Origin of the sequence: Rubrivirga litoralis, from assembly GCF_031846415.1 — a bacterium.
Lineage (GTDB): Bacteria > Bacteroidota > Rhodothermia > Rhodothermales > Rubricoccaceae > Rubrivirga > Rubrivirga litoralis.
In genome coordinates, this window is record NZ_JAVRHT010000034.1 from 19,832 (window position 1) to 40,455 (window position 20,624).

19 protein-coding genes are annotated in these 20,624 nt (G+C 71.3%); 5 read left to right on the forward strand and 14 right to left on the reverse strand.

Translation table 11 applies throughout. From position 1 onward, the window contains the following. Window positions 1–61: 61 nt before the first annotated feature. The 3 genes from RM540_RS12960 to RM540_RS12970 are packed head-to-tail and all read right to left on the reverse strand — an operon-like array spanning window position 62 to window position 2,991. On the reverse strand, window positions 62–1,015 hold the full coding sequence (locus RM540_RS12960) for a phosphoribosylaminoimidazolesuccinocarboxamide synthase (protein ID WP_311664766.1): 954 nt from the start codon (window positions 1,013–1,015) through the stop codon (window positions 62–64). Next, window positions 1,015–2,052, reverse strand: coding sequence for a LacI family DNA-binding transcriptional regulator (locus tag RM540_RS12965; protein ID WP_311664768.1), 1,038 nt, complete (start codon window positions 2,050–2,052; stop codon window positions 1,015–1,017). Before RM540_RS12965 ends, RM540_RS12960 begins: the two co-directional genes overlap by 1 nt. 51 nt (window positions 2,053–2,103) lie before the next feature. Beyond that, window positions 2,104–2,991 (reverse strand): bifunctional hydroxymethylpyrimidine kinase/phosphomethylpyrimidine kinase, encoded by an 888-nt coding sequence (locus RM540_RS12970; protein ID WP_311664770.1) that lies wholly within the window; start codon window positions 2,989–2,991, stop codon window positions 2,104–2,106. A gap of 405 nt (window positions 2,992–3,396) precedes the next feature. Here RM540_RS12970 and RM540_RS12975 point away from each other — a divergent pair, with 405 nt between their 5' ends. The 5 genes from RM540_RS12975 (at window position 3,397) to miaA (ending at window position 8,387) form a co-directional block, all read left to right on the forward strand. Continuing rightward, the gene (locus tag RM540_RS12975; RefSeq protein ID WP_311664772.1) at window positions 3,397–3,699 is read left to right on the forward strand and encodes a hypothetical protein; all 303 of its coding nucleotides are present in this window, start codon (window positions 3,397–3,399) and stop codon (window positions 3,697–3,699) included. 128 nt (window positions 3,700–3,827) lie between these two features. Further along, entirely contained in the window at window positions 3,828–4,784 is a 957-nt protein-coding gene (locus tag RM540_RS12980; protein WP_311664774.1) for a tyrosine-type recombinase/integrase, read from the forward strand. Between the two features lie 6 nt (window positions 4,785–4,790). Further along, window positions 4,791–6,314: a phytoene desaturase family protein gene (locus RM540_RS12985; protein WP_311664776.1), complete on the forward strand. Its 1,524-nt coding sequence runs from the start codon at window positions 4,791–4,793 to the stop codon at window positions 6,312–6,314. A 7-nt stretch (window positions 6,315–6,321) separates the two neighbouring features. Further along, entirely contained in the window at window positions 6,322–7,428 is a 1,107-nt protein-coding gene (gene moeB / locus RM540_RS12990) for a molybdopterin-synthase adenylyltransferase MoeB (RefSeq protein WP_311664778.1), read from the forward strand. Window positions 7,429–7,454: 26 nt separating this feature from the next. After that, complete coding sequence (gene miaA, locus RM540_RS12995; RefSeq protein ID WP_311664780.1) at window positions 7,455–8,387, forward strand: tRNA (adenosine(37)-N6)-dimethylallyltransferase MiaA; 933 nt, start codon at window positions 7,455–7,457, stop codon at window positions 8,385–8,387. Here the strand turns inward: miaA and RM540_RS13000 are convergent. The 11 genes from RM540_RS13000 to RM540_RS13050 form a co-directional block, all read right to left on the reverse strand. Beyond that, complete coding sequence (locus RM540_RS13000) at window positions 8,342–10,174, reverse strand: class I SAM-dependent methyltransferase (RefSeq protein ID WP_311664782.1); 1,833 nt, start codon at window positions 10,172–10,174, stop codon at window positions 8,342–8,344. The genes miaA and RM540_RS13000 overlap by 46 nt on opposite strands. Further along, window positions 10,171–10,560, reverse strand: a complete 390-nt coding sequence (locus tag RM540_RS13005; protein WP_311664784.1) for an ATP-binding protein — start codon at window positions 10,558–10,560, stop codon at window positions 10,171–10,173. The genes RM540_RS13000 and RM540_RS13005 overlap by 4 nt, the downstream gene beginning before the upstream one ends. Then, the gene (locus RM540_RS13010; RefSeq protein ID WP_311664786.1) at window positions 10,538–11,422 is read right to left on the reverse strand and encodes a glycosyltransferase family 2 protein; all 885 of its coding nucleotides are present in this window, start codon (window positions 11,420–11,422) and stop codon (window positions 10,538–10,540) included. The genes RM540_RS13005 and RM540_RS13010 overlap by 23 nt, the downstream gene beginning before the upstream one ends. Continuing rightward, window positions 11,419–12,639, reverse strand: a complete 1,221-nt coding sequence (locus tag RM540_RS13015; protein ID WP_311664788.1) for a glycosyltransferase family 4 protein — start codon at window positions 12,637–12,639, stop codon at window positions 11,419–11,421. The genes RM540_RS13010 and RM540_RS13015 overlap by 4 nt, the downstream gene beginning before the upstream one ends. A gap of 162 nt (window positions 12,640–12,801) precedes the next feature. Further along, window positions 12,802–13,995 (reverse strand): aminopeptidase P family protein, encoded by a 1,194-nt coding sequence (locus RM540_RS13020; RefSeq protein WP_311664790.1) that lies wholly within the window; start codon window positions 13,993–13,995, stop codon window positions 12,802–12,804. Then, the gene (gene guaB / locus RM540_RS13025; RefSeq protein ID WP_311664792.1) at window positions 13,992–15,458 is read right to left on the reverse strand and encodes an IMP dehydrogenase; all 1,467 of its coding nucleotides are present in this window, start codon (window positions 15,456–15,458) and stop codon (window positions 13,992–13,994) included. Before guaB ends, RM540_RS13020 begins: the two co-directional genes overlap by 4 nt. Before the next feature lie 108 nt (window positions 15,459–15,566). Continuing rightward, window positions 15,567–16,436: a pseudouridine synthase gene (locus tag RM540_RS13030; RefSeq protein ID WP_311664794.1), complete on the reverse strand. Its 870-nt coding sequence runs from the start codon at window positions 16,434–16,436 to the stop codon at window positions 15,567–15,569. Between the two features lie 6 nt (window positions 16,437–16,442). Next, window positions 16,443–17,243, reverse strand: coding sequence for an SMC-Scp complex subunit ScpB (gene scpB / locus RM540_RS13035; protein WP_311664796.1), 801 nt, complete (start codon window positions 17,241–17,243; stop codon window positions 16,443–16,445). Between the two features lie 42 nt (window positions 17,244–17,285). Further along, window positions 17,286–18,095, reverse strand: a complete 810-nt coding sequence (locus tag RM540_RS13040) for a segregation and condensation protein A (RefSeq protein ID WP_311664798.1) — start codon at window positions 18,093–18,095, stop codon at window positions 17,286–17,288. A 176-nt stretch (window positions 18,096–18,271) separates the two neighbouring features. Next, window positions 18,272–19,303, reverse strand: a complete 1,032-nt coding sequence (locus RM540_RS13045; protein ID WP_311664800.1) for an NADP-dependent oxidoreductase — start codon at window positions 19,301–19,303, stop codon at window positions 18,272–18,274. Window positions 19,304–19,464: 161 nt separating this feature from the next. Beyond that, window positions 19,465–20,325 (reverse strand): 3-hydroxyacyl-CoA dehydrogenase, encoded by an 861-nt coding sequence (locus RM540_RS13050; protein ID WP_311664802.1) that lies wholly within the window; start codon window positions 20,323–20,325, stop codon window positions 19,465–19,467. Between the last annotated feature and the right edge of the window lie 299 nt (window positions 20,326–20,624).

Below are 20,624 nucleotides of genomic sequence, written 5' to 3' on the forward strand. Positions count from 1 at the left end.
TGTCGTGGGGGCGGGGTGGCGCCCGGCTCGGTGGTCTATCTGCGTTGCTCTCGGCTCTGGATCACCCTGCGCCGGCCACCCCGCCCAGCGCGGCGCGGATGCGGCCTTCCGGGTCTGGGCTCAGGTCCGGTTCGAACGCCTGTCCCGTGACCGTCTCGTACAGCTCGACGTAGCGCGCGCTCACGTCGCGCACGAACTCCGGCGGGAGGTCGGGGAGCGTTTGCCCGTCGAGCCCGCGGAACCCGTGCTCCATCAGCCACTCGCGCACGAACTCTTTCGAGAGCTGCCGCTGCGGCCGCCCCGCCCGCAGCCGCTCCTCGTACGTGTCGGCGTAGTAGTAGCGCGACGAGTCCGGCGTGTGGACCTCGTCGATGAGGAGGAGCCGGCCATCGGGCGCCCGCCCGAACTCGTACTTCGTGTCGACCAGGATCAGCCCGCGCTCGGCCGCGATCTGGGTGCCCCGGTCGAAGACGGCAAAGGCGAGGTCGGCCGCGCGCCCCAGCGTGTCGGCGTCGACGAGTCCGCGCGCGACGATCTCGAGGCGCGAGACGTCTTCGTCGTGGCCCTGGACGGCCTTGGTCGCCGGCGTGAGGATCGGGCGGGGCAGGCGGTCGCCCTCGCGGAGCCCGTCGGGGAGCGGCTCGCCGCACAGCTCGCGGCCGCCTTCTCGGTAGACGCGCCACGCGTGGCCGGCGAGGTAGCCGCGGACGACGAACTCGACGGGGAGCGCGTCGCACCGGACGCCGACGGTCACGTTGGGGTCGGGCACCGCCAGGACGTGGTTGGGCGCGACGTCGGCCGTCCGCTCGAAAAAGTAGGCGGCCACGCTGTTCAGGACCTGACCCTTGAGCGGGATGGCCTGGCGGAGCACGTGGTCGAACGCCGAGATCCGGTCGGTCGTGACGAGCACGAGGCGCCCGTCGCCGGCGTCGTACGTGTCGCGGACCTTGCCCTCGTAGCGGGTCCCCAGGCCGAGGTCCGTCCGGGCGAGGGCGGGGGGGAGCGGGGCGGTCATCACGCGCGGGCGGGACCCGACGACCCGCGGGCGATGAGCCGGGCGGGGAGCTCGACCCCGACGCAGTCGTCTTGGCTCCCGTCGAGCCGCGAGAGGAGTTGCTCGGCCACACGGAGCCCGGCCCGCTGCATTTCCTGGCTGACGGTCGAGAGGTCGAGGTAGCGGCTCAGCTTGAGGTCGTCGTAGCCCACGATGGAGACGTCGCGGGGCACGCGGAGGCCGTTGTCGCGCGCCCACGCCCAGGCCCCGTATGCCTGCACGTCGGAGGCGGCGAAGATGGCCGTCGGCGGGGTGGGGCCGCCCATGAGCTTGGCCATCGCTTCGGCTCCGGCCTCCTCGGAATACCCCGCGTGTTTGGTCGTGTCGCCGGCAGCGACGAGGTCAGGGTCGTAGTCGATCCCGGCCGCCTCGAGCGCGCCCCGGTACCCGGCCAGCCGGGGGCGCGCGCTGTACCCCCACGCGTGGGCGGTGACGAGCGCGATCCGGCGGTGCCCGAGCTCGATCAGGTGCTCCGTCGCCGTCCGTGCGCCGGCCTCGTCGTCCCACCAGTACGCGTCGAACTCGTCGGACTGGCTGCCCAGGAGGACGACCGGCGCCTGCATCCCCCGAAGCTGCACCGCGAGCGCCTCGTCGACGGGGAGCGACACGAGCAAGAGCCCGTCGACGGCGCCCCGATGGAGGAACCGCTGGAGCGTCGCCCCCGGGTGGCCCGAGCCCAGGTTGCACAGGAGCAGGTCCATCTCGCGCTCGCGCATGGCGTCCTTGACGCCCTTCAGGATCTCGACGTAGAACGCCGATGTCGCCGACGGCAAAGCGACGGCGAGCGAGGTCACCGACTGCTGGGCGAGGGCTCGCGCCGTCCGCTGCGGTCGAAACTGGAGCTTCTGGATCGCCGCCTGGACCCGGTCGCGTGTGGCGTCGGAGACCTCGTTCGAGCCGTTGAGGACGCGGGAGACGGTCGAGATCGCCACCTTCGCTTCGCTGGCAACGTCGTAGATCGTGGGGCGCGTGCGGGGCGTGGGCGGGGTTCCGGCCATGAATCGGGGCGGGGTGGACCCCAAGAAGCGTTCGCGGGGGCGGGGTGGAAGCTAGGTCCGGTTTTCCGCGCCCGTGCTGGGAGCGGGCGACGCGTTCCCGCCGCTGGCCCACCAGGGGTTGATCCGTGACGTCCGCCCCGGCACGTCGAAGGGGTGACGCGCGGCTTCGGTCGAGGCACGCTTGGCGGCCTGCAGGGCTTCCTCGACGGGCGAGCCCTGGACCATTTCATTTAAGGCCGTTATTGCAAATATACTTGACATCCCATCCGCCGCCGATCCATCAATCAGAGAAGCCTCGTACAGCGCGAAGTCGTCGCCGTCGTAGTACAGGTCGAACGCGAGCGGGACGGGCGCGCCGTCTCCCCCCGGTGTCCCAGGGTCGTCGGCCGCGTCGTAGAACCGGTAGGGGAGAGACCCGCAGCGAATGACGACCCGCTGAGCGCCCCGGTTGTGCAGCCGCTGTGCGGCAACTTGAGCGTCGTCAAGCGACTCGATCTGGCCTCCCGTGACGAGTTCGGCGTCGGCCTTCGACACCGTTACGAGCGTAGCAACCCCGAGCCGGTCCGCGACGGCGTCGATGCCTCGTGCCGAAAGCACAGTCTCACCATTCGGTCCCGACGCGACGAGGTCCAGGACGGAGGGCACCCCTAGTGCGACGACAGCGTCACACACGGCCTCGACCGTTTTGGGTCCACCCAGGATTCCGACCTTAATCCCTTCGACGGCTCCCGTCGCTTGGAGATGTTCGAGCTGAGCCTGAACCGTGTCGACGGGAACGTCGGTGACGTCGGTAACCATACCGTCGGACGCAACGACGATGGAGGTACAGACGGGGAGCGGGGCGGCGCCGACCGCCCGCGCGGCCAGCACGTCGGCGGCGAGCCCGCGCTCAGAGACGGCGTAGAGGGCGCCGACGACGGCGAGAGGACGGAGATACATAAGGTGTGAGATGAGAAACGGTGCCGCTCGGGACGCCACCGCTCGTCGGGTTGGGGCGGCCTGCTGCCCATGTACTAAGCCACCCCGCCCAGCGGCGAGGGCGGGGTGATGAGCGCCTGCAAGGTTGTGCCGGTATGCCATGACGCTGCATGACCTCTACGACTGTGCGGCTTGGAGGCGAGCATCTCCGGCAGGACCCAGCCGCCGCGGTAGGGTTCCACACGGGCGGGGCGCTGATGCCCTCGGAATAGTCCCGGCAGCGATTTGAGTCCGTTATTGGTGTATGGAATAACACCACCCACACGGTTCATCAAAGGCACTGAATATCCGCACGCCGCGCGTATAGCCGGCTGTATCTATGGCCGCCGGATCGACGAATCCGCCTGCCCATCTACCCCAACACCCATGAGAATCTACTTGACCTCTGCCTTTGCGGCAGCGCTCCTCATCGGAGCCCCTTTGACCTTCACCGGCTGCGAAACCGAGACTCAGCGCGAGGTAGAATCTGACGGCGACGTCGACTACGATACAGAGCTCGGCGTAGACGAGGCGGCCGTCGACGAGATCCAGACCGACGCCGAAGTCATCGGGAACGAGGTCGAGGAAGGCGCGCGCGAAGTGGGCGACAACATCGAGGACGCGGCCCAAGACGCCGGCGACGCGATCGACCGTAACGTGGACCTCGGCGAGAACGCAGAGAACCAGTAGCCGACAACAGGCTCGGCATCTGTCCGGGCGGGGTGGCCTGAGACCGCCCCGCCCGGACGTCGTTTTGCGGAGCGGGGCGGCTCATACGAGGCTATACTTACGATAACAGTCCTTATCGCACGCATACCATGAACCTCCCCGCCCACCCGTCAGGCGACCACCCCGCCCGCCCGCTCGGCGCCGCATTCTCGGAGCAGTCCGACCTCGTCCCGCTCTACCTGCTTCGGTTCGACCGCGACAACACGCGGCGGGCCTATGGGCTCGACCTGGAGCACTTCTTCGGGACCGGGACGGTCACGCTCCAGATGGCGCGCACCGTCTCGTTTACGCACGTGAACGAGTTCGTGGCACGCCTGGAAGCCGACGGACTCAGCCCAGCGACGATCCGCCGCCGGCTCGCAGCGGTCCGCGGCTTTTTCAGTTGGCTCGTGGCCCTTGGGCTCTTGTCGCTGAACCCGGCCGACCGCCAACTCGTGCGCCGGGTGACGCCGGACCGTCCCCAAGACCGGGTGCTGACGGTCCTGACAAAGGACGAATCCGTCCGCCTGCTGTCTGGGATCGACCTCGACACCGAGACGGGACCTCGGAACCACGCTCTGGTGTCCACGCTTCTGCACTGCGTCCTTCGCCGCTCAGAGGCGGCGGCAATGGACTTCGAGCACATCGTCCGCGCGAGACCGTACTGGGTGCTGCGTCTGCCCCGTGCCAAGGGCGGGGCGAACCAGACGGTCAAGATTCCCGAGCATGTTGTCGAGTCAATTGAATCACTCAAAGACACGTACGGGTATCGCTCGGGAGCAATCTGGAGATCCTTGAGCCGGAACCGCTCCCGCGGGCAGCGCCTCTCGACGACATCGGTTTACATGATCGTCAATCGAGCGGCAAAGGACGCAGGCATATCAGGAACGGTAGGCGCACATACTCTTCGCCACACAGGCTGCACGATGGCGATTGAGAACGGCGCGTCTATTCAGCAAGTCCAGATCCACGCCCGGCACAAGAACGTCGAGACGACCATGCGGTACGTTCACCAGCGTGACCGGCTCGCCAACAGCGCGGCCGACTTTATTGACCTGACCCCCTAGCGACGCGTGGACTACGACCTCATCGTCATCGGCGCCGGCCACAACGCGCTCATCTCGGCCGCCTACGTCGCCCAGGCCGGGTACCGCGTCGGCGTGTTCGAGCGGCGCGACGTGGTGGGCGGGGCGGTCTCGACTGTCGAGCACGTCCCGGGCTACCAGTTTGACCTGGGTGGGTCAGCCCACATCCTGATCCGCCTCACGCCGATCGTCGAGGAGCTCGGGCTCGAACGCTACGGGCTGGAGTACCTGGAGCTCGACCCGCTGTTTTTCGCCCCGTACCAAGATGGCGCCTCCGTCACGATCTACCGGGACGTGGACCAGACGGCCCAAGGGCTCGAGCGGCAGTTTCCCGGCGAGGGCGAGGCGTACAAGGCATTCGTGGACACCTGGGCGCCGTTCTCGCGCACGGTCAAGGACGTGTTTCTCTCCACGCCCAGCCCGTTCGAGTTGGGCAAGACGTTCGCCTTCGGGGACTCGGCCGCCATCGACTGGCAGAACGCCCTCGGCACGATTCTCCGGCCCTACGGCGAGGTCGTCGACCAGTTTTTTACCCACGAGAAGGTCAAGACGCCCCTCGTGTGGATGGCCGCGCAGAGCGGTCCGCCGCCGACCGAGCCCCTCAGCGCCCCCTTCCTCCTCTGGCACCCGCTCTACCACGAGAGCGGGGTGGCGCGCCCCCGCGGCGGTTCGGGCGGTCTCACGAAGGCCCTCCGCCAGCACATCGAGGCGCACGGCGGCGACGTGTTCACGAGCGCCCCCGTCGACCGGATCGTCGTCTCGAGCGGGGCGGTCGAGGGCGTCGAAGTAAAGGGCGAGGTGTACACCGCGACCAGCGTCCTTTCGGGCACGCACATCCTGGAGACGCTCGACCGCCTGCTGCCCCGCGCAGACCGCCCCGCCCAAGCCGACCAGATGCGGGTCGGGAATGGGTTCGGAGCGATCCTCCGCCTGGCCCTCGACAAGCCGCTGGAGTACGCGGCGGCACCCGGACTCGAATCGAGAACCGGCCTCCAACTCGTCTGCAGAAATCGACAGCAAATCAGCGACGCCTACGCCGACTACCTCAAGGGTCACCCTGCCCAGGACCCGCCCATCGTCGGCATGAGCTTTTCGGCCGTCGACGACACGCTCGCCCCGCCGGGCGGGGAGGTCCTATGGCTCTGGGCGCAGTACTTCCCGTACGAGCTCTCCGGCGGCCGCTCCTGGGACGACATCGGCGACGAGGTGGCCGAGTCCATCCTCGACACGTTCGAGGTATACGCGCCGGGCACGAAGGCGTCCGTCGTGGGCAGCCTGTTCCAGCACCCCCTGTGGCTGGAGCGCGAGCTCGGCCTGTTCCGCGGTAACGTGATGCACCTCGAGATGAGCCTGGACCAGATGTTCACCCTCCGCCCCGCCCTCGGGATGAGCGAGTACAAGGGGCCGGTAGACGGCCTGTTCCTGACGGGCGCGAGCACACACCCGGGCGGGGGGATCATGGGCGCCTCGGGACGGAACGCGGCCCGTGTCGTTCTCAAGCATCTGTCCTAACGGTCCTGTGGAGATCCAAACGTCTGCTCGTTACCACCGACAGGTCCTCTTGCCGGAGGTCGGTCTGAAGGGGCAAAAGCGCCTCGGCGCCGCGTCGGTTCTGATTGTGGGCGCGGGCGGGTTGGGCACGCCGGCCGCCACCTACCTCGCTGCCGCCGGCGTAGGCCGGCTCGGCCTCATCGACTTCGACCGCGTCGATGAGACGAACCTCCACCGCCAGGTCCTCTACACGCCCGAGGACGTGGGTGAGGCCAAGGTCGACGCGATCGCGCAGCGGCTGACGGCTCAGAACCCCGGGGTCGTGATCGACCGCCACGCGTCCCGGCTCGACGACAGCAACGCGCTGGACCTCGTCGGCGCCTACGACCTCGTGCTCGACGGGACGGACACGTTCGCTACGCGCTACCTCGTCAATGACGCGTCCGTCCTCACGGGGACGCCGAACGTGTTCGCCTCGATCAGCCGGTTCGACGGGCAAGCGTCGGTGTTCGGGGCGCCGGGAGGCCCCTGCTACCGCTGCTTGTTTCCCGCCCCGCCCCCGGCCGGTCTCGTCCCGAACTGCGCCGAGGGCGGGGTGCTCGGCGTCCTTCCAGGCCTCTTGGGGACGATTCAAGCGACCGAGACGCTCAAGCTCCTGCTCGGCATCGGGAACCCGCTCGTCGGGCGCCTCCTCCTGGTCGACGCCCTCGGCATGGCGTTCCGCGAGCTCCGCGTGGACCCGGACCCGGCCTGCCCCGTTTGCGGTGATCACCCGACACTCACTCACCTTACTCCAACCCAACCGATGGCGTCCGTTCCTGAGACCACCGTCCGTGACCTGAAAACCCGCATCGACGCGGGCGACCGCCCGTTCATCCTCGACGTCCGCGAGGCGGACGAGTACGAGGGCGCCAACATCGGCGGCGCGCTCATCCCCCTCGGCGAGCTCCCCGACCGCATCGACGAGATCCGCGAGCACCAGAACGAGGACGTCGTCGTGCACTGCCGCTCGGGCGGTCGCTCCGCCAAGGCGGTCGAGTACCTCCGCGCCAACGGGTTCCCGAACGCCGTCAACCTCAAGGGCGGCATCCACGCTTGGAGCGACGAGGTCGACCCGTCGCTGCCCAAGGTGTAACCCCGCGCCACCCCGCCCGCAGGAGCGTGGCTGATGTTCTCGCCCCGGTTCTCGTCCTGACCGGCCCGACCGCTGTCGGGAAGTCCGCGCTCGCGCTCGACGTGGCGGAGCGCGTAGGCGCCGAGATCGTGTCGGCCGACAGCCGGCAGATCTACCGCGGCCTCGACGTGGGGACCGCCTCGCCGACGGCGGCCGACGTGCAACGGGTGAGGCATCATCTGGTGGACGTCTTAGAACCTCCCGAGCCGTATTCGGCGGGACGGTTTTTGAGTTGGTGTGGACGAGCAATAACAGAAACACAGAGCCGAGGGGCGCCCGTCCTCGTCATCGGAGGCTCGACCCTGTATATCCACGCCGTCGTCCGAGGCATTGCCGACCTCCCGACTGTCAGTGAAGGGCTCGACCAGACCCTCCAAATCAAGGCCCGCACGCCCGAGGGGCGGGGCGGCCTCTACGACGAACTCCGCCGCGCCGACCCCGAGAGCGCGGCGACTCTGGACCCCACCAAGAGTCAGCGTCTCGTGCGCCTCGTGGGATTGCTCCGGGAGACCGGACGTGCCCCCTCAGCCTTGTGGCGAGAACAGGAGCGCCCACCCCTCCCGCACCGTCTCGTCGTCCTCGACCGCCCGCGGTCCGAGTTGTACGCGAGGATCGACGCGCGTGTCGACCGGATGCTGACCGACGGGCTCATCGAGGAGACCCAGCGCGTCCTCTCACACAACCCTAGCGCGCGAGCCCTTCTGGACGCGACGATCGGCTACCGAGAGGTCCTGGCCCTGCTCGACGGGACTATTGACCGGGACGAGGCGGTCCGCCTCATCAAGCGCAACTCGCGGCGCTACGCGAAGCGCCAGCTCACGTGGTTCCGGCGCTACGAGGAGGCCCAGTGGCTCGACGCCCGAACGGCCACCGTTCAGGACGTGCTAGACGCCGCCGCCCCGTGGCCGTCGAGCACGTAGAGCGCCTGGGGATGAAGCCCTGCGAACGTCCGGGTGCGGCGCACTGCGACCCCTTCCTCGCGGAGCACGGACCGCCATTCCGCATCCGATCGGATGTCCAGCGGCTCTTCGTCGATAGCTGCCCCCGAGCGGAGCCGGTTGGCGAGGCGGTCGGCCCGCTCCAACCACGCCTTCTGCCAGGGCGCCGTCCAGACGGTCTCCAGCACCAGGACCACCCCGCCCGTTACGCGGACCGCCTCGCGGAGCACGGCGGCCGGGTCCGCGCTGTGGTGGAGGACGAACACGACAACGGTGAGGTCGAACTGGCCTGACGCGTACGGGAGCGTCTGCCCATCGTAGAGGTCCACCCGGCGGGAGCCGCTCCCGAAGTGGACCACGTCGGCAGCCGTGACCGCGACGCCGAGGTCCGCCGCGAGCGCATCGCCGACGTAGCCCTCGCCGGCGCCAAGGTCGAGCACGCGGGCGCCCGGCCGGAGCACCGGGACGTACGGCCGAAGACGCCTCCACTTACCCCACGCACGATACCGCATCAGAGCCTCCAGACGATCAAAGGAGAAGAGAACGACCGCCCCGCCCCACCCCGCCCAGACAGCGGAGGTGTAGGCTGGGGGCCAGACGTAGACCAGGTAGGTAGCGGATGTAACTGCACTCAGCCACAGGTACGATTTTCTGGACAGCAATAACGGCAAAACAAACAAGCCTGGGAGCAGGTGCCACGGGTGCAGCGTGGTTGACGTGAGTGTGAACCCCATGACGAGGGCGGCGACTGCCCATCGGGTTCGCGTCACGCTGCGGTTTTGTGTCGCCACCACCCACCCCGCCCACACGACGCCAGCCACCCCCAGGAGGCGGGCGGCGACGAGGCCCGGCTCTGATGTGCTGTGATAAAGGGCTCCCTTGAGGAGGAGGTACGGGGCTGAGTAGAAGTCGAACGTGCCCATGTAGAGCCGGAGCGACTCGGTAGCGTGACGGGCGGCCTCAGCGCTCGTGTAGGGCAGCGCGAGCACCACCGCTACCGCCAGAGCGGAAACCGTCCCGCGCCACCCGACGCGCTGCACGACCACCGCACCGAGCGCGAACGGGTACAGTTTGACCCACCCCGCCGCCGCGACGGCCGCCCCAGCCAGGGCGGGGTGGCGCGCAACGTCCCACAGCAGCACGCCCAGCGCGCCGACGAGCAAACCCTCGGTGTGCCCCTGCCCCGCCACCTCGATGACCGCCAGCGGGTGCCACGCGTAGAGCGCCGCCGCCCGTGCCCCGACCACGCGGATCAAACACACCACGCCCACCATCTCCGCCGCGACGATGAGCGCCTTCAGCACCCACCACGACGCGCGCCACCCCGCCCCATACACGGCGCCCGCGGCCGCGAACACGGCCTGCGACAGCGGCGGGTACACCGAGAAGTAGTCGGGCGAGTTCATCCGCCGGTACGCCGCGTCCTCGTGGTGGTGCGCGAGGGCGGGGTCCGACGGGCGGAAGCGGTACGGCGAGGTCCCCTCCCCCACCTGCACCATGCCGTCCCACAAGTAGCGGTACCCGTCGTCGGAGAGCGCTGGGTTGAGGGGGAATACTGCTGCCCGTAATGCAAAAGATATTGCAATAACGGCAAAAGGTGACGGCCGCCACGTCCGCAGCGTCCACCCCGCCCACAGCACGCCGGCGAGTGCGCAGGCCACGAACGCCAGCCGCCACCCCGCCCCGGCCGACGGCGGCCGCGCCGTTACCAGCACGCCGAGCGACCACGCGGCGCCCCCCGCGAGCTGGAGCCACCGCTGCGCCGTCACGCCCGCCCCGACCGCACGAACCGGAGCACCACAGCGCCCTCGGCCACACGGACCTCGTCGGCGACCGTCTTCATGATGTAGAGGCCCCGGCCTCCCTCCGCGAGTTTGTCGGCGGGGAGGGCGGCCGCGTCCAAGAGCGACGGGTTGGGGCCGTCGCCCCCGTCGGTCACCTCCAGCGTCAGGGCCTCGGGGGCTGACGCGAAGCGCACGTGGATCCTCCCCCCCACTGGACCGTGCTCCACGGCGTTGCCCACCGCCTCGCTCACCGCGAGCACCGCCCGCGTCACGTCGGCGACCGGCCACCCCGCCCGTGCGGCCTCCGCCTCGACAAACTCCGCGGCGCGGGCGACGGCCTCGGCACGGTCAGGGAGTCGAATCTCGGGCACCGTGGAAACCGGCCAGGAGGGCGTGCCCGAGAAGGTAGCGCACCGCCCGGACCTGCACGGACTCGGGGAGCCGCCGGAGCGCGCGCCGGAGCACGAGCGGGGCGGGGCGGCGCGCGAGCGCGCGGAGCAGGCGGGAGTGCGCCGCCCCGCCCACGCCCGCGAGGTCGAGCGCACCGGGACACTGCGCCTCGAGGGCGGGGAGGGCCGCGCCGAACGACCGGGCGTTCGCAAGCGCCTCGGCCAGTCCGCCGACGCCGAACAGGTCGACCTCCAGGTCCGCCAGGCGGAGGCCGTCGGGGTGGCGAGCGGCGAGCGCGCAGGCCAGCGCGAAGTCCTCGCCGTAGGCTACACTCTCGTCGAACCCGCCGGCCGCGACGAGGGCAGGGCGGCGGACGGCGCACACGCAGGTGATCAAAAACCGCCACGGGACCGACCGCCCCGCCCGCTCCGGCGACGGGCCGCGCCGCGCGTGCGCGAGGTAGACCTGGTACGGGTCGCCTGCGTCGGTGAGGGCGGGGCGGACGCGCCCGACCGAGGCGGCACCGTCCGCGGCGGCGGCCAGGTGGCGCGCGGCGTCTGGGGGCGGGACCACGTCGGCGTCGAGGAAGACGAGCACGTCGCCCGTCGTCTCGCGCACGCCCCGGTTCCGGGCCGCGCCGCGGCCGGTGTTCCGCCCCTGACGGACGAGGCGGGCGCGAGGCTCCGCCGCGACCAGACGGTTGATCGTCGCGGCCGAGCCGTCCGTCGAGCCGTCGTCCACCCACACCCACTCCCCCACCCCGCCCAGCGCGAGCACGGCCGGGACCGTCCGGGCGAGCAGGTCGCCGCCGTTGTAGACCGGGACGACGACGGAGACGCTCATCGGCCGACCGCACCCCGGAGGATCGCCTCGAAGCGTTCGGTCGAGTCCGCCCACGAAAAGCGCGCGACGTCCTCGACACCAGCCCGCGCGATCTCGACGCGGCGGGACGCGTGGCGCAGGAGGTCGGCCGCCTCGCGGGCGAGCCCGGCCGCGTCACCGACAGGGACCTGCCGCATCGACCGCCCCGCCCGCAAAAACTCCGAGACGCCGCGGCTGTCGGTCGCCACGACGGCGCACCCGCACGCGGCCGCCTCCATCGGGACCAGCCCCCACCCCTCGACGCGCGACGTGTGGAGGCACACGGCGGCCCGGTTGTACAGCGCGCGGAGGGCGGGGCGGGGCGGGCGCACGTGGAGGTCGACCCACTCCGGCAGGCGGTGGCGGGGCGGGCGGGCGGAGACGACGTCGGCGCCGACGCCGGGCACGAGGTCGCGGAGCACGCCGAGCGCCTCGACCAACACGTCCGGTCCCTTGACCGGCAGCCGGTGGTACAGGGCGACGACGCGCGGCGCGCGCTCCGCGAGCGGAACGTCGAGCGCGACGTCGGCCGGGTCGACCGCGTTGGGGACGACGCCCACGACCGGCGCCCCGTGCGCGCGGACCTCGTCGGCGATCCACCCCGCCACGGCCACGTTCGAGAGCCCCAGGTGCCACGTCGCCTCGGCGCGGGGGCTCAGGTGGCGCTCGTCGTGCTGGAGAAAGTAGAGGCCGACCGCCCCGCCCTCGGCGCGGGTCGTCTCCCCCGCCCCGCCCCACGCGCCGAGTTCTGGAAAAGACGGGGGGCGGAGCGGGGCGACGTCGCGGGAAGCCGGGCGGGGCGGGGAGGCGACGGGCGGGGCGGGCCGGCGGGGCGGCGAGCGGGGCGGGGTGGTGAGGGCGGCGACCCAGGGGGCGGTTTGCCATCCCGTTGCAATAACGGCATCATGAGAGCGGACGTCGAGCGCGCCCGGCGACGCCGGCTCGACGGTCCGCACGCCGGCGGCCTCGTGGTAGGGCGCGTTGGCGACCCCGTGGAGCCGGTCGCGCGCCCAGACCGCCCCGCGCCGTGCGAGCCCGACCGCCCCGCCCGCGCTCCGCGGCGCGGCCACCGTCACCTCGTGCCCCCGCGCCGCGAGGCCGGCCGCGTGCCGGTACACGACGGCCGCCCCACCCATCGGGATGCGGACCGGCGCGGGGAGGACGAAGAGGAGGCGGAGGGGAGGTCTGGTCCTCGTCATGGGTCCTGTAGTCACTCGCTCAGGGTCGGAGCCCAACGACTTCTGGCTAGCGTCACGGGGCCTCCGTCGGGTTGGCTCTGGACGGTCGCGCCTTTCGTATCGCGTGCTCTCTCCTCAGGACACGAAACACGCCATACGAAATATGCAACGAGCGGCTTCCCCTCACACCACCAGCAAGTCTGTCGGGAGCGGCGTCAGGTTGTCCGCCCCGCCCTCGCGGAGCACGACGAGGTCCTCGATGCGGATGCCGAAGCGGTCCGGGAGGTAGACGCCCGGCTCGATCGTGACCGTCGCCCCGGCCGGCAGGCGGTGCTCGACCTGCTGCGACAGCCGCGGCCACTCGTGGACCTTCAAGCCGACGCCGTGGCCCAGGCTGTGCGAGAACGCCTCGCCCAGCCCGTCCGCCTCGATCACGTCGCGGGCGACGGCGTCGAGCTCGCCGCCCAGCATGCCCGCCCGCGCCGCCGCGACCGCCGCGCGCTGCGCACGCCGGACCGTCTCGTACGCCTCGCGCGCCGACGCGTGCGGCTCGCCGCCAACGGCGACCGTCCGCGTCAGGTCCGAGCAGTAGCCGTCGAGCACGCAGCCCATGTCGATCACCACGAGCTCGCCCGGCGAGATCGTCCGCGACGACGGCCGCGCGTGCGGGAGGGCGCCGCGCGGCCCCGACGCCACGATGGGCTCGAACGACATGGCGCTCGCCCCACGCCGCAGGTGCTGGTAGACGATCTCGGCCGCGATGTCGCGCTCGGCCACGCCCGGCCCCAGGAACGGGAGCACGGCGTCGAACACCTCGCATGTCAGCGCCTGCGCCCGCGCGACCGCCGCGATCGCCGCCTCGTCCTTGGCCGCGACCGCCTCGGAGAGCAGGTCCTTTACCGGCGAGAACTCGACCGCGGGCAGCGCCTCCCGGTACGCGTCGAGCGCCGCGACCGTCAGGTGCTCGGCCTGCACGGCGACCCGCCCCGCCCCCTCCAAGAGACCGGCCTCGGCGACGTAGTCCACGAGCGAGCCCTCAGGCACGTGGACGTCGGCGCCCTCGACCTCGTCGTCCGCCTGCGCGCGGTAGCGGCCGTCTGTCACGAAGTGCGCCGCCTTGCCCGTGACCACGAGGAGCCCGTTCGAGCCCGTAAACCCGACGGCCCACCGGAGGTCCGGGGCGTGCGTGACGAGCGCGGCATCGGCGCCCGCGGCGTCCGCCAGCGCGCGGACGAGGTCGAGCCGCCCCGCCCCCACGGGCGGAGGCGCCGCCCCGCCCTCACGGTTTGCGCCCCAGCGGTTTGCGCCCGCGGCGGGCGGGGTGGCGGGCGGTCCCAAATCGGGCGGGGTGGCGGACGGGTCGGGCGGGGCGGTCACGAGCGCGTGGAGTAGTTGGGGGACTCGGACGTGATCGTCACGTCGTGCGGGTGGCTCTCGCGGAGCCCCGACGACGTGATGCGGACGAACTGCGCCCGCTCCTGGAGGTCGGCGACCGTCGGGCAGCCGCAGTAGCCCATGGCCGCGCGGAGCCCGCCGACCATCTGGTACGTCACCTCGCCCAGCGTGCCCTTGTACGGCACGCGGCCCTCGATGCCCTCGGGGACCAGCTTTTTGAGGTCGTCCTCGGCGTCCTGGAAGTAGCGGTCTTTGGACCCGGCCTGCATGGCGCCGAGCGAGCCCATCCCGCGGTAGTTCTTGTAGCGGCGGCCCTCGTAGAGGACCGTCTCGCCCGGGGCCTCCTCGACGCCCGCGAACAGGCCCCCGATCATGACCGTCGCGGCCCCGGCCGCGAGCGCCTTGGGGATGTCGCCGGTCTGCTTGACGCCGCCGTCGGCGATGATGGGGACGTCGTAGCGCTGGGCCGCCTCGGCGCACCGCAGCACGGCCGAAAACTGCGGCACGCCCACGCCCGCGACCACGCGCGTGGTGCAGATCGAGCCCGGCCCGATCCCCACCTTCACGGCGTCCGCGCCGGCCAGGATCAGGTCCTCGGTGCCCTCGGGCGTGGCCACGTTGCCGGCGACGACGTCGATCCCGTCGTGGTCCGACTTGACGCGCTCGACCATGCGGAGCACGCCCTCCGAATGCCCGTGGGCCGTGTCCACGACCACGAAGTCGACGCCGGCCTCGACGAGCGCCGCCACGCGGTCGTGCGTGTCCGGCGTCACGCCGACGGCGGCGCCGACGAGGAGGCGGCCGAACTCGTCCTTGGCCGCGTCGGGGTGCTTCTTCTTTTTCTGGATGTCCTTGAACGTGATGAGCCCGCGGAGCGTCCCGGCCTCGTCGGTCACGGGCAGCTTCTCGATCTTGTGCTCCTGGAGCGTCGCCTCGGCCTGCTCGAGCGTCGTGCCCTGGGGCGCCGTCACGAGGCCGTCGACCGTCATGACCGCGCTCAGCCGCACGTCGTTGTCGGGCTGGAACCGGAGGTCCCGGTTCGTCACGATGCCCACGAGCCGCCGCTCGTCGTCGACGACGGGGATGCCGCCGATGGAGTAGCGGGCCATCCGCTCGCGGGCGTCGCCGACTGTGTCGTCGGGCCGGAGGACGACGGGGTCCAGAATCATCCCGCTCTCCGACCGCTTCACGCGGCGCACCTCGCGGGCCTGGAGCTCGGCCGCCATGTTCTTGTGGAGCACGCCCACCCCGCCCTCGCGCGCGATCGCGATCGCGAAGCGGGACTCGGTCACCGTGTCCATCGCCGCCGACACGAGCGGCACGTTGAGCCGCAGGTTCCGCGTCAGCCGCGTCGACGTGTCGACCTCGCGCGGCATGACCTCGCTCCGGGCCGGGACCAGGAGGACGTCGTCGTAGGTGAGGCCCTCGAAGGCGATTTTTTGCATGGGGGAGGGATGTGGGACGGAGGGATAGAGGGATGAAGGCGGGGGGAGGGCGGGGTGGTGAGCGGAGCGGCTCTGCTCATCCCTCCATGTCCCGTCCCTCCTCATCCCTCACCCGAACACAACAGGCTTGAGCTTGACCGAACGGCGGAGGCGGCCGACCTCGTGCGGCTCCAGGCGGCGCCACCGGCCGCGGCGGAGGCCGTCCAGGTCGAGGCCGGCGTAGCCGACCCGGTCGAGCGCCTCGACGCGGCGGCCGAGCGCCTCGACCATCCGGCGGACCTGGCGGTTGCGGCCCTCGTGGAGCTGCAGCCCAATCTCGGACCGCCCCGCCCCGCCCCGCCCGATGAAGGTGGCGTGGTCGGCGCGCGCCGGGCCGTCGTCGAGGTCGACGCCGCGGCGGAGCTTTTCCAAGTCGGCGTCGGAGATCGGCGCGTCGAGGCGGACGCGGTAGAGCTTGACGGCGCCGTAGCTGGGGTGCATGAGCCGGTGAGCCAGCTCGCCGTCGGTCGTGAGCAGCAGCGCCCCCGTCGTCTGCCGGTCGAGGCGGCCGACCGGGAACAGCGCCGACTGCTGGTCCTCGGGGAGCGAGACCAGGTCCATCACCGTCGGCCGGCCGCGGTCGTCGGTGACGGTCGTGATCGTGTCGGTCGGCTTGTTGAGCAGGACGTAGACGAGGTCCGACGGGCCGACGGGCCGGCCGTCGACGGCGACGCGGTCGCCCGGCGACACCTTGACGCCCATCTCGGTCACGACCGCCCCGCCCACGGTCACGCGGCCGGCCGCGATGACGGCGTCGGCCTCGCGGCGCGAGGCGACGCCGGCGCGCGCGAGGAACTTGTTGAGGCGGACCGGCCCCTCGGGCGCGGGCCGCTCGGCCGCCCCGCCCGGCGATCCCGCCTCGCCCGCGCGCTCCTTGCGGGCCGCCTGCCGTCGGCGGCGGACCGAGGCGTCGCCGCCCGTTCGCTTCTTGTCGCTCATCGTCGGTTACTCGTCGTCGGGGCCGCCCCGGGCGGGGCGGCCGCCGGGGGCGGGGTGGTGAGGGGCGGAGTGGGCATCGGGAAGATCGTCGGTCTCCGCCCCGCCCGTGCCGGGTCCGGCCGCATCGGGTCCGTTCTCCTCGGAGCCGCCCGCGTCGGGCTCGTCTCGCCCGGGCGCGCCGGACGCGGGCGGGGCGGTGAGCTCGGCGAGGAGCCGGGCGCGCTCGCGGTTGAACGCGGGGTCGCCCAGGATCTCGTTCACCTCGCGCGGCGTGGGGAGCGCGCCCAGCCCGTCGAGCCCGAACTGGTCGAGGAACGCGTTGGTGGTCGCGTAGAGGAGCGGGCGGCCGACGGAGTCCGAGCGCCCCGCGATCTCGACGAGGTCGCGCTCCAAGAGCTGCCGCAGCGCGTAGTCCGACGAGACGCCGCGGACGTGGTCGACCTCGGGCTTGGTGACGGGTTGTTTGTATGCAATAACGGCCAACGTTTCCAGCAGCGACCGGCTCAGCCGCCGCACGTCGCGGTCGGCGAACAGCGCGCGGACGAACGGGGCGACGGTCGAGACCGTCGCCAGCCGCAGCCCCCCGCCCCACCGCCGCACGCGGACAGCCCGGCCGCCCTCTCGGTACGCCGCGTTCAGGCGCTCGACGGCCGCCTCGACGTCCGCCCCGCTCGTCTCGGCCCCCGTCACCTCGTCGTACACGCGGGCCACGTCCTCGGGCCGCAGCGGCACGTCGGACGCGAACACCAGCGCCTCGACGGCCTGGTCGAACGTGTCGGCAGCGTAGCGGGGCGGGGCGGTCTCCACAGCAGGGTTCGGGGTTCGGGGCTCAGAGTTGGCTGCGCCGGCCTATGGCTCGGGGTCCGCGAGCACGGGCGGGGCGGCGTCGGCGGGCGTCTCCCCCACCCCGCCCCCGTCGGCGGGCGGGGCGGGCTCCAGGGCAAAGTCCTCGGGGCGCAGCCCGAACACGACGCGGATGGCCTGCCGCTGCGCGAGGTCCAGGACGGCCAGGAACGTCGTGATCACGAACGCCTTCGAGCGGCCGGCGACGAGCGACTGGAACGACGCCCCGCCCCGGCGGTTTGCGCCCCGCCCCGCCCGCCCGACGCGCTCCAGCACCCAGGCGCGCTGGACGTCGACGGCGAACGTCTCGCGCTCGACGTCGTGGGTCGGGGGCGGGGCGGCGGCGGCCCGGTCGAGCGCGGCGCCCAGCGCCTTGACCAGGTCGAACACGGTCGCGCGCACCGCGACCTCGGGCGGCGGGGCCAGCCGGTCGTGCTCGGCCGACGCCTCGCCGCGCGTGAACAGCCGGCGCCGGGCCTCGAACCGGCCCTCCAGGTGCCCCGCCGCCTCCTTGTAGCGGACGTATTCGAGCAGCCGGTCGACCAGCTCCTGCCGCGGGTCGATGGGCTCGCCGTCGTCGTCGAGCTCGGGGCGCGGGAGCAGCATCCGCGCCTTGATCTGGATGAGGAGCGCGGCCGTATACACGAAGTCGGCCGCCGCGTCCAGGTCCACGCGTTCGAGCGTGCGGACGGCCTCGAGGTACTCGTCGGCGATCCGCGCGACGGGGATGTCGTGGACGTCGAGCTCGTCGCGGCGGACGAAGAAGAGCAGCAGGTCGAGCGGCCCTTCGAAGTGGTCGAGCTGGACGCGGTACATGGGGCGACGGCTTTGCCCAAGCTACGGACGGCGCCGGGGCAATGCCGGCCGCCCCGCCCCGCCCGCGGCGGGCGGGGCGGCCCTAGAGGTCTCTGCGGGCGGGGCGGCTGACCGCCGCCGCACCCGCTCTCCGCCCCGCCCACGCCGCGCGTACAGGGCGGGGCGGCCCTCGCTGCTTACGAGGTCAGGTGGATGACGCGCTTCCCAAAGGCCTCGCCGTTCAAGAGGCCGACGAGGGCGGACGGCGCCTGCTCCAGCCCCTCGATCATCTCCTCGCGGTACTGGATCTCCCCCTCCTTCACCCAAGCCCCCACCTGGCGGGCAAATTCGGGGTAGAGGTGCCCAAAGTCGTCGAGGACGATGAACCCGCGCACCGTCATCCGCTTGCGGAGGATGACGCCCATCAGGTAGTTCATGCGGTCCGGCCCGTTGGGCAGCGACGTCCTGTTGTACTGCGAAATGAGGCCGCAGAGCGGGATGCGCGCGCGCGTGTTGAGGAGCGGCAGCACCGCGTCGAGCACGTCCCCGCCGACGTTTTCGAAGTAGATGTCGATGCCGTCCGGCACGGCCGCCGCCAACGCGTCGGGAAAGCCGTCGGCCTTGTAGTCGACGCAGGCGTCGAAGCCCAGCGTCTCGACGACGTGGGCGTTCTTTTCCGGGCCGCCCGCGATGCCGACGACGTGGAGCCCCAGGATCTTGCCGATCTGGCCGACCGTCGCGCCCACCGGGCCGCTGGCGCCGGCCACCACCAGGGTCTCGCCGGCTTGGGGCTGGCCGATCTGGGTGAGGCCGGCCCAGGCGGTCAGCCCAGGCATTCCCAACACACCCAACGCCCACGACGGGTTGTCGGGGCTCGTGCCCAGGTTGATGACGCCCCTGCCGTCGGAGAGCGCGTAGTCCTGCCAGCCGCCGTACGCCACGACCCAGTCGCCCTCAGCGAAGCCGTCGACGTCCGAACGGACGACCTGGGAGACCGTGCCGCCCACCATGACCTCGCCGATCTCGACCGGCTTGGCGTAGGAGGGCGCGTCGCTCATGCGGCCGCGCATGTAGGGGTCGAGGGAGAGGTACTCGTTGCGCAGCAGCATCTGCCCCTTCCCAGGGGCCGGAAGATCGCCGGTCTCGAGCCGGAGCGTATCGTCGTCGGGCTCGCCCTCGGGCCTCTCGGCCAGGACGAACCGGCGGTTCTGCGATGGGGATTGGGACATGAGAGGGTCGGGTTCAGCGTGTACGGTTTCGGGGCCGGGCGATACGTCGCAGCAACGGACCGGGAAGGTCCGCCAGCCGCCGGGGGCGGGGCGGGGCGGGGCGGGGCGGGGCGGGGCGGGGCGGGCGCGCGGGCTTCGGGCGGTGAAGCCTGCGCCACGCGCTACTCGGAGTACGTGTAGAAGCCCTCGCCGCTGGCGACGCCCATCTTGCCCTTGTCGATGTACTCGGTCTTCAGCCACTCCGCGAGCTTCTGCTTCTCCGGTCCGCCGTGCCAGAAGATGTTGTACGGGGTCGTGAGGCCGATGATGTCGAAAATCTGGAACGGGCCGAGGGGAGCGCCCGTCGCGATCCGCCACGTCGTGTCCACGGCCTCGGGGTCGGCGTACCCGCCCGCCGCCAGCTCCGCGGCCGCGTCGAGGAAGGGGACGAGGAGCGAGTTGAGGACGTAGCCGGCTTTTTCCTTGTGCAGCTCGATCGGCACCATCCCGATGTCTTTGGCAAACTGAACGACCGCCTCGAACACGTCCGGGTCCGTGTCGGGCGTGCCCATCACCTCGGCCGTGTTGAAATCCCAAATGCGGTTGGCAAAGTGCAGCGCCAGAAACTGGCCCGGCCGGCCCGTCGAGTCCTTGATGTCGCTCGGGAGCAAGGTCGAGGAGTTGGTCGCGAAGATCGTCTCGTCTGGGGCCACCTCCGCCAGCTTCTGGTAGGTCTCCCGCTTGATGTCTAGAACCTCGGGCACGGCCTCGATGATGAGGTCCGCGTCCTTCACGGCGTCGGCGAGGTCCGAGCTCAGCGTGATCGCGTTGCGAGTCTCCTCGGCCTTGCCGTCTGCGGCGAGCGGGACCTCCTCGGCGTAGGTAGCGGCCAGCTTCTCGAGCCGATCACGTGCGCCGTCGAGCGCCTCGTCATCGATGTCGTACGCGGTCACGGTGAACCCGTGCAGCGCGGTCTGGAACGCGATCTGGGAGCCGAGCACTCCCGTTCCTAAAACGGTGACGTTGCGGATCGTGGGGGTCATGGTGGTTCATGGGTTGGGGTGCTCCGGTGAAGCGCGGGCGGCCCTACAGGTTCCTCCGCGCTACAGCGCCGGCCGACGGCCGGGGCATGCCTGTCGCTGGGTTCAGGGTCGCCAGCCCACCCAGGACGCTCCGGCCTGTCCATGAGCAGGAAGAGGCCTGCGCCTCGTTCCGCCCCGCCCCCTCCTAGCCAGGAGCAGGACTCCTCCCGCCCCGCCCGGTTCGGACGCTGATACAGCATGAGACTGCTCGATCCTGCGCCAGGAACGTTCAGAGAGTTTGGTTGCAATAACAGAAGCTC